The sequence below is a fragment of the Streptomyces sp. NBC_01474 genome (assembly GCF_035918215.1).
GTDB classification, from domain to species: domain Bacteria; phylum Actinomycetota; class Actinomycetes; order Streptomycetales; family Streptomycetaceae; genus Streptomyces; species Streptomyces aureus.
Genome location: NZ_CP109449.1, coordinates 1,828,829 through 1,840,904 on the forward strand (window position 1 = coordinate 1,828,829; position 12,076 = coordinate 1,840,904).

The 12,076-nt window shown below is 70.1% G+C and carries 9 protein-coding genes and 1 pseudogene; 4 read left to right on the plus strand and 6 right to left on the minus strand.

What is annotated here, in order from left to right:
• The first annotated feature begins 26 nt into the window (after positions 1-26).
• A complete protein-coding gene (locus tag OG758_RS08635) occupies positions 27-1,259 on the plus strand; it encodes an FAD-dependent oxidoreductase (RefSeq protein WP_326709435.1) in 1,233 nt (410 codons plus the stop codon).
• Positions 1,260-1,590: 331 nt separating this feature from the next.
• Here OG758_RS08635 and OG758_RS08640 read toward each other — a convergent pair whose 3' ends face one another.
• Positions 1,591-2,034 (minus strand): VOC family protein, encoded by a 444-nt coding sequence (locus tag OG758_RS08640; RefSeq protein ID WP_326709436.1) that lies wholly within the window; start codon positions 2,032-2,034, stop codon positions 1,591-1,593.
• A gap of 915 nt (positions 2,035-2,949) precedes the next feature.
• Between OG758_RS08640 and OG758_RS08645 the strand changes: the two genes are divergently transcribed.
• Positions 2,950-3,561 (plus strand): muconolactone Delta-isomerase family protein, encoded by a 612-nt coding sequence (locus OG758_RS08645; protein ID WP_326709437.1) that lies wholly within the window; start codon positions 2,950-2,952, stop codon positions 3,559-3,561.
• A 148-nt stretch (positions 3,562-3,709) separates the two neighbouring features.
• Here the strand turns inward: OG758_RS08645 and OG758_RS08650 are convergent, their stop codons facing one another.
• From OG758_RS08650 to OG758_RS08665, 4 genes are all read right to left on the minus strand, one after another.
• Positions 3,710-5,014, minus strand: coding sequence for a vWA domain-containing protein (locus tag OG758_RS08650; protein ID WP_326709438.1), 1,305 nt, complete (start codon positions 5,012-5,014; stop codon positions 3,710-3,712).
• A 109-nt stretch (positions 5,015-5,123) separates the two neighbouring features.
• On the minus strand, positions 5,124-6,407 hold the full coding sequence (locus OG758_RS08655; RefSeq protein ID WP_326709439.1) for an AAA family ATPase: 1,284 nt from the start codon (positions 6,405-6,407) through the stop codon (positions 5,124-5,126).
• A 138-nt stretch (positions 6,408-6,545) separates the two neighbouring features.
• Positions 6,546-7,982 (minus strand): hypothetical protein, encoded by a 1,437-nt coding sequence (locus tag OG758_RS08660; protein ID WP_326709440.1) that lies wholly within the window; start codon positions 7,980-7,982, stop codon positions 6,546-6,548.
• A 742-nt stretch (positions 7,983-8,724) separates the two neighbouring features.
• Positions 8,725-9,468, minus strand: a complete 744-nt coding sequence (locus OG758_RS08665) for a CAP domain-containing protein (RefSeq protein ID WP_326709441.1) — start codon at positions 9,466-9,468, stop codon at positions 8,725-8,727.
• 836 nt (positions 9,469-10,304) lie between these two features.
• Between OG758_RS08665 and OG758_RS08670 the strand changes: the two are divergent.
• Both OG758_RS08670 and OG758_RS08675 read left to right on the plus strand, forming a co-directional pair.
• Positions 10,305-10,530: pseudogene (locus OG758_RS08670) on the plus strand (transposase); the annotation flags it as partial.
• Between the two features lie 7 nt (positions 10,531-10,537).
• Positions 10,538-11,167, plus strand: coding sequence for a DUF4291 domain-containing protein (locus tag OG758_RS08675; RefSeq protein WP_326709442.1), 630 nt, complete (start codon positions 10,538-10,540; stop codon positions 11,165-11,167).
• A 447-nt stretch (positions 11,168-11,614) separates the two neighbouring features.
• On the opposite strand, the gene OG758_RS08680 is transcribed toward OG758_RS08675, so the two are convergent.
• Positions 11,615-12,058 carry a hypothetical protein gene (locus tag OG758_RS08680; protein ID WP_326709443.1) on the minus strand — a complete coding sequence of 148 codons (444 nt, stop codon included), beginning with the start codon at positions 12,056-12,058 and terminating at the stop codon, positions 11,615-11,617.
• Between the last annotated feature and the right edge of the window lie 18 nt (positions 12,059-12,076).

Here is a 12,076-nt window from a genome sequence, read left to right on the forward strand (position 1 = left end):
GGATGTCACCGAAGGGAAGGGCTGCGATGGAGCGGACAACGTGCTGCGTGGTGGGCGGCGGCCCCGCGGGAATGGTCCTCGGCCTGCTGCTGGCCCGCGCCGGCGTGGACGTCACGGTCCTGGAGAAACACGGGGACTTTCTGCGCGATTTCCGCGGCGACACCGTGCATCCCTCGACCCTGGCGCTGCTGGACGATCTCGGTCTCGCCGAACGCTTCGCCCGTCTGCAGCAACGCCGGGTGACCACGGTCCAGCTGCCGCTCGGCACGGACGGTTCGCTGATCACCGTCTCGGACATCAGCGCGCTGCCGGGCCCGTACAACTACGTGGCGATGGTGCCGCAATGGGACCTGCTGAACCTCCTCGCCGACGAGGCCCGAAAAGAGCCGTCCTTCTCCGTGCGGATGAACACCGAGGCGACGTCGTTCGTGGTGGAGCACGGACGGATCACCGGGGTGCGGTACCGCACGCCCGACGGCCGAACCGGCGAACTGCGTGCCACCCTCACGGTGGCCTGCGACGGTCGGGGCTCGCTGGCCCGCTCCCGGCCCGAACTTCGGCTCCGGCAGTTCACCTGCCCCATGGACGCCTGGTGGTTCCGGCTGCCACGGCGGGAAGGCGACCCGCACGGGCTCGTGGGAGGCGCCGGCGACCGGCTCCTCACCGCGATGATCGACCGCGGGGAGTACTGGCAGTGCGCCGCGCTGATCCCCAAGGGGACCGATGCCGAGCGCCGCGCCGCCGGTCTCGAGCGGTTCATGGCCGACTTCTCGGCCGCCGTACCCTGGATCGCGAACCGGGCACATGCGCTGCGGTCATGGGACGAGGTGAAGATGCTCGACGTGCGGCTCGACCGTCTCCGGCGCTGGCACCGCCCGGGACTGCTGTGCATCGGCGACGCGGCGCACGCGATGTCACCTGTCTTCGGCATCGGCATCAACCTCGCCGTCGAGGACGCAGTGGCCGCCGCGCGGTATCTCGTCGAACCGCTGAGCAGGGGTGTGGTCGGCCTGCGGGACGTACGCGGCGTCCAGCGGCGCCGGTGGCCGACCACGGCGGCGACGCAGGCACTGCAGCGGTTCGCTCACGCGAGGGTCATCGCGCCCGTACTCGCGGGACGCCCGCCTTTCGGCAATGCCAGGCGGGCGGAGCGGATGAGCGACCTGCTCACCACCTCAGCGTGGCTCAAGCGCGTTCCGGCGTACTTCATCGGCTACGGCGCCGTGCGCGAGCGTCCGCCCGTCGAGTCCGTGCGGTGAGCTGCGGCGCACTGCTAGGGCCGGTTCCAGGAGTGATCTTCTGAGGTGTTAGTGGGCATTGCGCTCAGCGGCAGCGTGCCACCAGCCGGGCGGGGACGGGCCGGTGCACTTGGCGGTCGGTTGTCCGGGGGTGCAGCCCAATCAGCAACTCCCGAGCAACTGGGGAACCTCAAACCGCCAGTTCAGATCACCGTGCCCGATCCCCTCCTCGTACCGCCCGGGTGCCTGTTCCGCACGCACGAGGGCCTGGGCCAGTTCGTCCGCCGAAGCGCATGTCACGGGCATCGGCTTCTCTCCCGTCAGATGCCGGCCAGCGGCAAACAAGACGGCATCACCGGCCGGGAAGCCGCTCGGTGATTTCCTGCAGCATCCAGCCGTTGCCGTCCGGGTCCGTGAACGAGGCGAACGACGCGTAACTGCGCCGCTCGGGATCCGGACCGGGCACCCGGTCCTCGCTGCCTGCATGGTGGAACACTCCGCCCGAGTCGTGGAAGACCTCACTTACCTCAACCCCGTTCCGTGCCAGCTCCGCTCGTGCCTCCTCGACGTCCGAGACCACGAGATAGAGGCCCTCGGCAGAGCCCGGCACGGCCGAGCTGACCTCGTTGCCGAAGATCACCGAGCAGGGAGACCCCGGCGGTGTCAGTTGCACCACGCGGAAGCCGTCACCGGCAACGAAGTCGGCATCCAGCCGCCAACCCAGCGACGTGTAGAAGCCCTTTGACCGGTCGACATCGGAGACCGGGATCACTACGACTTCGAGTTTCATGTCCATGGTGGAGCCCTCCTGCCCTTCTGGCAGTTGTGCACGCCGCCGGTCACCACGACTTCCGCGCTCTGGCGCGCAGGGGGTCCGCCTGTGCAACACCTGGTGAGGGTTGTTCGAACACCGCAGCAGTGTCGTTGTGAAGCCCTGCCACGGGATGGACAAGAGGCTTCACGTGCTCAACCGTGCCCGGGACAAATGCGGGTCGGCCGCCACCGACGCACGGTTTTCGCACCAAACCGGCGGAGACGGCGCACCGCAGAGACTCCTCCACGATACTGCTCCGCCACAGCAGTGCCACTCTTGCCTCAAAGCAACGTCAGGCGTACCCGGCCCTGGGGTCCACCGTGGTCAGCGGTCCGAACGGCAAGTCGATCCCTTTGCCCCGTTGGTGCCCTCCTGGCCGATGACATGCTCCTCGTCCGCCCCGACCCCGTGTGCCTGATCCGGTGCGAGCGTCCGAAGACGACGGCGCCGTGCTCGCCAGGGACGGTGACCGGAGCTTGCAACGGGATGCGATCGACCGCCTGGTGCGGGACGGTGGATTCAGGCGGCGGTTCCGTGGTGCTGCGGCGCCGGATGCGAGCCGGAACGGGCCCGGGACGGCGGAGCGGTCGATGGTGGACATAAAACTCGAGGATCTGGAGATGGAGGAGCACCCCGAACCCATCACGACTCGATGGTCCCGCACAGCCCTCGTGCTCAAGCCGGACTGGTCGACAACGGCAACTCGTGCCGGGGAGAACCTCCGATCGAAGAGCTGCGACGTGACCTGCGCCAGGTCACCCGCGAGATCCGCCCCAACTGAGATCCGGACGGTCCTTGTCTGCGCGCTGCCTGGGACGCCGGTGACCGTTCCCAGCACTATCCGTACCAGCCACCGTCCGACTCGCACCGCAGCACCGGCTGAGTGGAGCATCCGCCATGGAATACCTCGTCACGATGACCACCCACGTCCCTGAGGGAACCGCACAGGAGGAAGTCGACGACATCCGCACTCGCGAGGCCGCGAACTCCCGCAGGCTCGCCGAGAAGGGGCAGCTGCTCCGGTTGTGGCGCCCGCCCCTGCAGCCCGGTGAGTGGCGCACCCTCGGCCTGTTCGCCGCATTGGACGCCGAAAGGCTGGAGGATGTCCTCGCTTCCATGCCGCTGCGCGTCTGGCGCAGTGACGAGGTCACACCCCTGACGCAGCACCCGAACGATCCGGGACCGGCCTCGACCGGCGAATCGGGCGCCGCCAGGGAGTTCCTGGTCACCTTCGCCCCGGCTGCGCGCCAGGGCGCCTCGTCCCAGGCGCCGGCGGACGCCACCGCGGCGGAGGCAGTCCGGGCGAAGGAACTGGCCGGGAAAGGGCACCTGGTGCGGCTGTGGCAGACGCCCGGCGAGGGCCGTGCGCTTGGCCTGTGGCGCGCCCGGGACCCCGCCGAGATGCAGTCGGTCCTGGATTCGCTGCCCTTGGCACCCTGGCTCTCGATGGAGACGACGCCGCTGAGCGAACACCCGAATGATCCGGGGTCAGGGCTGGTCAGGAGCTGATGACCGTCGTGTCCCTTCGGCGTGCGGAAAGGAGCGACAGGCAGTTCTCCCACAGGGCTACCAGCTCGGTCGGTCACACTCCGGCCGGGTCGTACTCCTCGAAAGGTCAGCGCAAGGCCGGGCCTGGGCCAGGCGCCTGCGGCCTTCCTCAACCGAGGGTGACGACGCGCGCCCAGGACGGCGGAGTGTCCGGGACGTAGTCGGGGTCGTCCTCGCGCGTGGCGCGGGCGGGTCGGGGGAACAGACCGACGACCGTGCGGCAGGTCGGCTGCCCGGAGGGCCACGCCGTCTGCCCGTCGGTCAGGGCGACGATCACGTCGGGGCGGGGCCGGGAGCGCAGCGCCCGGGCGAAACCGGAGCGCAGATCGGTTCCGCCGCCGCCGAGCAGCTCGAGGCTCTCGGCACGGCAGAGCGGGACGGCGACGCCGGCCGCCGCGTCGCAGGAGATCACCGACACCAGGTCGCGCCGCCCGCCGACGGCCCGCGAGATCGCCGCGACCTCGAGGAGCGCGCTGCCCAGCTCGGCGTCGCTCACCGACCCGGAGGTGTCGATGACGACGCAGACGCGGGGCGGCGTACGGCGAAGGCTCGGCAGCACCACGCCGGGGACGCTCGACGAGCGGCGGGACGGACGCCGGTAGCTGTGGTTCTCCCCCACTCCGGGCGCACCCGCCGCCGAACGGACCGCCGCGCCCAGCAACTGCCGCCACGGCTGCGGCGGTTGGAACGCCTCGTCCGCCCACCGCCGCCACCCTTCCGGCGCGTCACCGGGCCGGCCCTTGATGCCCTCCGCGACCCGGAAGCGAACCGCGTCCCGCTGCTGCCGGGTGAGTCCGTTCGCCCCGTCAGGCCCCAGCTCCCACGACCGGTCGTGCCCGTCGGCACCACTGCCGCAGTCCAGCCAGGCCAGTTCCGCGGCGAGGCCGGACATCGAGGCCGTCCGCAGGTACTCCTCCATCAGCAGACCGTCAGGCAGTCGCAACAGCGACGGCACGACCGCCCCGAAGGGCCGGGGCAGTCCGTCGCCGTAGATGTCGTCGTTGATCTCGAAGTCGGCGGCGATGTTCCGACGCAGCCGCTCGCCCGGCCCGGTCTCCTCGTGCTCCCGCGCATACCGCTCGCCGCGCCCGTGGTGGTCACGGAGCAGATGGGAGACCTCGTGCACCCAGACGCCCGCCAGTTCCTCCAGCGGTGTGCGGGCCACGAATCCCGGCGACACGTAGCAGCGCCAGTGCGCGTCGACCGCCATCGTCGGCACCGCACGGTCCTCCACCACATGCAGCGCGAAAAGCGCGTCGGCCAGGTAGGGGCGGACCTTCACCGCGTGCAGCCGGGCGGCCAGCAACTTCTCCCAGTCCAGAGGAAGTTTGCGCCGGTCGCCGGACCCTCCGTGGCGGTCCGGTCGCTCCGGCGGTGCCGCCCGCACCGGGCGCGGGGGCGCAGGCGAGGACATGGGGCGCGGCAGTGGGCGTGGTCCCGGGCGCTGCGCGGCAGCCGTCGCCGGTCGGGGAAGCGGGCGCGGTCCGGGGTGGTTCGCGGCAGCCGTCATCGGCGCGCCCCCGTCATCGGCGCGCCCCCGTCGCGCGGCGGGCGTCGGCCGCTGCCGCGACCCGTTCCACCGAACGGTCCGCAGTGCGGGCGAGTCCGACAACGCCGGCCAGCCGTTCCACCGCCTCCGGCACCTCCCAGTCGTCTCGTCGCAGCCCGGCCAGCGCCGTCGCCGGGGCGACCAGGAGGTCCGGGGCTCCGGTCTCCATGGCCCTGACCAGCACGGCCCAGCCCGCCTCCCACCGGTGCCGCTCCGGCCGTGCCCCGACGGCGGCCACCACCGCTTCCAGCGCCGCCTGCCGCAGATCGCCCCGCTCCGGCAGCTCAGCGGCGGCCGGGTCGGCGAGCAGCGACTCCGGGTCCGGCAGGTCCATCCGGTCGAGGTGGGCGAGGAGTTCGAGCCCAGGCCCGTCCCCCACCGCGCCCCGCACCAGCAGCGCGAGGACGTCGCGGGAGACGGAGGCCGCCGTACCGAAGGCGAGCAGGGTCAGGGCGGCCTCCCAGCTCCGGGGCGACGGCCACGCACCGCCGCGCCGCGTCTCGGAGGTCGGCAGCCGGTGGATCAGCGTCGGCCGGGCCTTCAGGAATCCGCAGACCGCGTGCCGGGCGAAGGCCACGGACTCCGGCAGCCGCTCCGGTGCGAGCCGGGGCAGCTCCGCCCGGGGCCAGACCCCGCCGAGGCCGCGTACCACCACGTCCCGGTCGTGCACCCAGTTCAGGTGCACGAAACGGTTGGCGAGCGGCGGGCTCAGCTCCCACCCGTCCGCTGCCGAGGCGCGCGGGTTGGCGGCGGCCACGATCCGTACGTCTGGCGGGAGTTGGAGCGCTCCGACCCGCCGTTCCAGGACTACGCGGAGCAGTGCGGCCTGGACGGCTGGGGTGGCGGTGGAGAGTTCGTCCAGGAAGAGCAGCCCCCGACCGGCGCGTACGAGTTCGACGGCCCACTGCGGTGGCGCCATCGGCACGCCCTGCACGGCCGGGTCGTCGCCGACGATGGGCAGCCCGGAGAAGTCGGACGGCTCGTGGACGCTGGCGATCACCGTCGTGAGCGGCAGGTCGAGCGAGGTGGCGAGCTGCGTCAGGGCCGCGGTCTTGCCGATGCCCGGCTCGCCCCAGAGCAGCACGGGCAGGTCGGCGGCGACGGCCAGGGTGAGTGCTTCGAGCTGTTCGTCGGGGCGCGGCTCGGTGGTGGTCGTCCGCAGGAGGGACAGGAGATGGCCGGCGATGGCCAGGTCCGTATCAGTATCGGAGGGTGCGAGGGCGGGAGCAAAGGTGGGCAGGAGCGTGCTGGAAGTCATGGGCATCACCTGGGTGTGAGAGGGGAACGGGCGTGCCGGTTCCGGATGGCGTGCGGGCGTGCGGGCGTGCGGGCGTGCGGGGCGCAACGCGCCGTGTGGGAAAGGGACGTCGACGAGTCGGCTGACGAGTGAGAGCGGTCAGATCTGACCGGTGCGAGGCCGGCCCCGGCTGTCACGCTTGCGGCGCACCGCAAGGGATGTATCGCGGCCGAGCCGGGGTCGGTGGCCCGCTTCCGTGTGTCGCGCGCCCGAGGCGTGCCCGCCCCGTGGTTCGCCGGGGCCGGCGGGTACGTCGGCCAGCCCCGCGCGGAAGAGCCCGTGGTCGATGCGGCGGACCGCGGCCGACTCCAGTTCCTCTCTGAGCGGCCCGTCGCGCAGCACCGCACCGGGACCGAGCAGCCCCTCGACCACGGCGAGCGCACCGGTGACGTCACCGTGGCGGAGCCGTTCCCGTACGGCGGGAAGTGCCTCAGGGTTGCGGTGCACCGCGTCGATGGCACGCAGGCAGGGCAGCGCCGGACCGCCGAGCGCCACCAGCAACTCCTCTCGGCGGAGTTGGTCCGGGTCGTGATCGACCGCGCTCAGCACTCCGTCGCGCAGCGCGATGCGGTGGACCTCGCCCCGGCACTCCACCCGGTGCGGGTCGCCGGGCTCGGGGGCGCGGCCATTCACGGTCTCTGGGCCGTCTCCCTCCACCGCCGGGGCCACGAGCGGATGCAGCCGCCCGACGGCGATCAGCCCGGCACGCAGCAGTTCCAGATCCGGAAGAACCCTGGCCGCCGCCTCAGGCAGCATGGGCAGCACCGCGACTTCCTGCGGGGGCAGTGTCTCCCGCAGCGGCCGGAACGTCGGCGCGTGGCTGTCGTCGGGGGCGACGAGTTCGAGCACGGCACGACTGCGCGCACCGAGCCGTACGGTGAAGGCCCCACGAGAGCGCCCCTCGGCCCGCAACAGCAACTCCGCCTCCGCGACCCAACTGCCCACCGCCCAGGAGGAGTTATGTGGCCAGCCGGGAGGCGCCGCGGACGGCGCACCTTGGCGCCGCGCCAGTTCGCCGCTCCGTCCCGAATCCCAGAGATGCCGGTGCAGATCGAGCCGGAATCGCCGGTCTGGATGCGGATGGAGGTACGGAGGGTTCGCGGGACGGTCGTTCGCCGGCCCCTCCCACACGTCCAGCGACATCCGCTGTCCGGCGTCCGCGTGGGCGGGCGGTGTCCGCACCACGAGGTGCGGCGGCGTTTCGCCGCACCTCCCGTAACGGGCCAAGGAGATGGTGAGGCCGGGCCTCAGGCGCCCGTCGGGGGCGATCCTGGGCATGTGCCATCGGAGCAGATCGGGCGCGAGCCTGCGCAGATCCGCACGGATGCGGGTGGCGATATCGGTGCCGTGGCGGTCGCGCACGGCGCGCAGATCGAGGTCGACGTCGATCCGGGCGGCGGCACAGGCCCCCGCCCAGTCACCGGCCGCACGGCGCGCGGTCGCGGTCTCGATCATGGACGGTGGCACGGCGTACTCGCGTACGCGCTGCCACATCAACAGGTGGGCCGGAATCTCCTGCGTGAAGTGATGTGCCATCAGCACTCACCTTGCGCGGACGATTCCCCCGATCTCAATGAGAAGAAGGTGTTCATCGCGGGCATCGTAACCACACCGACGACCATCTGTCAGTCCCCTTTCGAACCGCCCGTCCGCGGTCCGGCCCTCTACATACGTACCGAGCGCCGCACACAGAGCGAGGCCCGCGAAGCGGATGACTCCATCGATCGCACCTTCACCAGCGCCGAGAAGTTCAAAGATCGTCCGCGTCGGCCGGCATGGCCGCAACCACCACGCGATCACATCAACAGTCTCCGCGAAACCCTCCACCGACTGTGCAACCCCGCCCTGCTCGCCTTCAGCACCGCCGCCGGCCGGCCCCATGGACGACGTGCAACCACACTGCGACCACCACGCCCCAGGGAACATTGAAGGCCGCCCTCTCGATCACGATTCGGCGGCGGCCACTACGGCTGCGTCGGCGCGCTCCGACTAGGCGCTCTCCATGTCGAGACGCCGCATCAACGCCCGGTATTCCCGCTTGAGTTGCGGCTCCAGAGCCTCCAGCGGCCGCTCGCCCCGGGGCCCGAGCGGCGCCTCCTGACGCCGACCCGGGGAGCCCCGCTGCTGGGCCGCCAGGTTGCCCGGCCCATCTGCGCCATGACAAGCGGCGACGGTCGCCCACCCGCATGGAATTGCGCCAATAGTGAAGGCCCCGGCCGGCGAACCGTCGGGGCCTCACCCCGATGGAGGATGCGCACCATCCCCGCAGTGTCCGTCCCTATCGGGCCGTGCCGAAGTCCTGAGTCCAGTAGCTGTTGGGGCCCGCGAGGCCGATGCCGATCTCCTTGAACGAACAGTCGAGGATGTTGCGCTTGTGGCCAGGGCTGGACATCCAGCCCGCCATGACCTTCTCGGGCGTGGAGTAGCCGTAGGCGACGTTCTCGCCGTAGGAGCTCCAGGTGTAACCGGCACGCGTGATCCGGTCGCCGGGCGACGACCCGTCGGACCCCGTGTGGGACATGTTCCGGTGGGATGCCATGTCCTTGCTGTGGTCCTGAGCGGCCTTGGTCAGCTTCGCGTTCATGGTCAGCGGGGAACATCCGGCCTTGCTGCGCTCGTTGTTGACGAGCGTCAGTACGCGGGCCGTGTCCCCGGATGCCGATGCGGTCGTAGCAGGTGCGCTGGGGGACGCGGTGGTCTTCGGTGCGCTGGGGGACGCGGTGGTCTTCGGTGCGCTGGGGGACGCGGTGGTCTTCGGTGCGCTGGGGGACGCGGTGGTCTTCGGTGCGCTGGTAGTCGCAGTGGGGCTCTTCGACGCTCCCGCAGTCGGCCCATGACCCCAGGACGAGCCCGTCCACCGCTGGTGGGAGCTCACGTGCTCCCAGTGGCCGGAGGGGCGACCGCCCGCATCAACCTGAGTGTCCATGCAGGCCATGGCGGCGGAGGGCACACCCACGGCTCCTATGGCGATGACAGCGATGGCTATCGGCCGGTGGTGCGACTTCCTGCGGTGCTTCCTCATGCGTGACCTCGCTCGGTGATCGCGGAGCGCCCCCAGAGGGTCCGGCTCTGCCCAGTCCCTGCACCTGGGCCGCGGAGACGCCTTGCGGCCGACATTCTTAGAACTGCTGTCGGGGTGCGGCAACAAGCGGCAGTACTACCTCGGCCCGTAGCCATGGAGGGCTCTTGAAACGGGCGCGCAGGCGTGCTGGTCCGGCCCCCGGAATGGCGAAAAGGTCCGTTGGTCCGTCAGAAGCCGTTGTTCGCGCCTCGAACGGGCGAATGTGTTGAGCGGGTCGGATGCCGCTCGATCTGGCTCGGGGTATTCCTGCATCAAGACGGATAAAACGTGCTATGCCGTCAAGCCTCGATCTACTATTCGACGACCCGAGAGCCAAAACAGTGTGTGGCTTATGTCACGGGACGCCGGGTGCTCACCGTCCGGCCCGACGCGACTGCCACCGGCGCGAATCCCGCGGAGTCCACGATGGCCGCTCCGCCGAGTTCCGGTTGAAGCACACATACACATCGTTCTTGTCGGGGCAGGTGTCGAAGATGCGACGGGGCCCAGGACTTCAACGCCTGGCGGTGGTAGCGCGGCGGCGGCTCTGCGACGTCGCCGTGAATCCTTACATACCACCATGACTCGGTACACCACAGCGGCGTCACCGGCGGACCACAGATCTGCCCAGCACAGCGCGCTGCCTTGCCCGGCGTTTCCGATCCGCCTCCCACCACCAGGTTTGGCGGTGACGAGGAAACAGGACCGGCAGCGGTCGAGCCAGGCCACCGGCATCATCGACTTCCCGTGCCACGGCCGCCGCGTCGGCCGTGCGCAGCGTGCGGGACGCCGTCGCGCTCGCAGGCCGCAAGCGCCATATCGGGGTGGACACCCCCTCGGCCTGCTCCTGGCCGTCTGGGTCACCGCGGCGAGCGTCTCCGACAACGTCGGCGCGTACACCTGACGTCTCACATCGCCACCACCAACCCCCGCGCGACCAAGGCATGGGCCGACTCCGGCTACCGCACCAAAGCAATCGACCACGGCGCCGCTCTCGGCATCGACGTCGACCCGGTGCCCAGGTAATTCGATGGCGCGCATCGAGCAGTGTCCGCACGCTGTCACCGTGGCAGAACTCAAGCACCGGATCCGCGCCCACTACACCGACTCCACAGTCACCGTCTACCAGGCATACAGGCCAGAGCTCGGCCTGCCCGCAGCCCGAGAGGGCCGCTTCCCGACGGCCTGGCAGCGAGATCGGATGACGTGGATCAAGCCGTCCTCCCTCTGGATGATGTACCGCTGCGGATGGGGAGCCAAGGAAGGGCAGGAAACCGTACTCGCAGTCGAGATCACCCGCGAAGGCTTCGAATGGGCGCTGGAGCACGCGTGCCTCTCCCACTACGAGCGCGGACTGCACTCCGACCGGGCAACCTGGAAGCGCCAGTTGAAGCGGGCGTCGGCTCGTGTCCAATGGGACCCCGAGCGCGATGTGCATCTGCAGCCCCTCCCCTACCGCGCGCTGCAGCTCGGCCTCGTCGGCGAAGCCGCACACCGCTACGCAGACGAGTGGACGGTTTCCATCACCGACATAACTGGCCTCGCGCACGAGATCCATGGGCATGTTCGGGGCGGCGATCTGGACACCGCCCAGCAACTTCTTCCCCACGAACCCCCCTACCCCGTGCCCGACGGACTCCTGGATCACCTACGCCACTGAGTCCAATCACCGGTTGAAATGTCCTCTTTGACTGTCTACCTCCATCAGGTGCGGCTCTGCGTGAAGGAATCTGCTGCTGTGGATGATCAGGCTGGCGGAATGCCTCGCACTTCGGACCGAGGACGCACGCGAAGGCGACTTCATCGTCACCAACGGATCCGAGGTGTTCTCGGCATCAGGGGCAGCGGCACCCCGCCCTTCGACGTCTGAGGGGCCCACGCCGGAGGTGACGCAACGTGCTGCACGTCGTCACGAGCACGCCGGCCGCAGGCAGAGCAGCTTCCCCCAGGCCCTCCTGGCGGCGGGTCCTCAGGCTATGAGGGCCACACGGCACGCCACGGTCGCCGGCACCCGAGCATGCTGATCACCGCCCGCCCGATCCCTGGGATGAGGCAGGACGGTGATCGCGCCAGAATCTCGTCACTTGCTCTGCTAGGGCAGGCTGCCCTACCTCGCGCCTTCCGGCGGCTCACCGCGACCAATTGTCAGTGCCCAGCGCACCGTTGACGGTGCTTGGACCGAGACCGTGCCCTTCTTCTCCACTCCGGTGACACCAACCTGGTTGTAGTTGGTGGTGACTTCACCATCGACGCACTTCAGCGAGAAGCCGACCTTCACCGGATTCAGGGAGACCTTGATCTCCCCCTTGCCTTGGCATCGCACGGCATCGATGAGGTCTTGCCCCTTCTGACCCTTTCGGTACTCGAGGATCCGTCCTCCACGAGTCCCGCTTTGGCGGCCGGCGACAGTCTCGGTCCCGTCCAACTCGGGCGGGGACTTCACCGATTCCCGTGCGGGCGTGGCGGATTCGGACTTGCTGGGGGCAGCCGGTTCAGAGGTTTCACCGGAATCTTGGTGGTCGGGCGAGCAGGCAACTACGAGCGGCAGCATGACTGCAGGCAGAAGGGC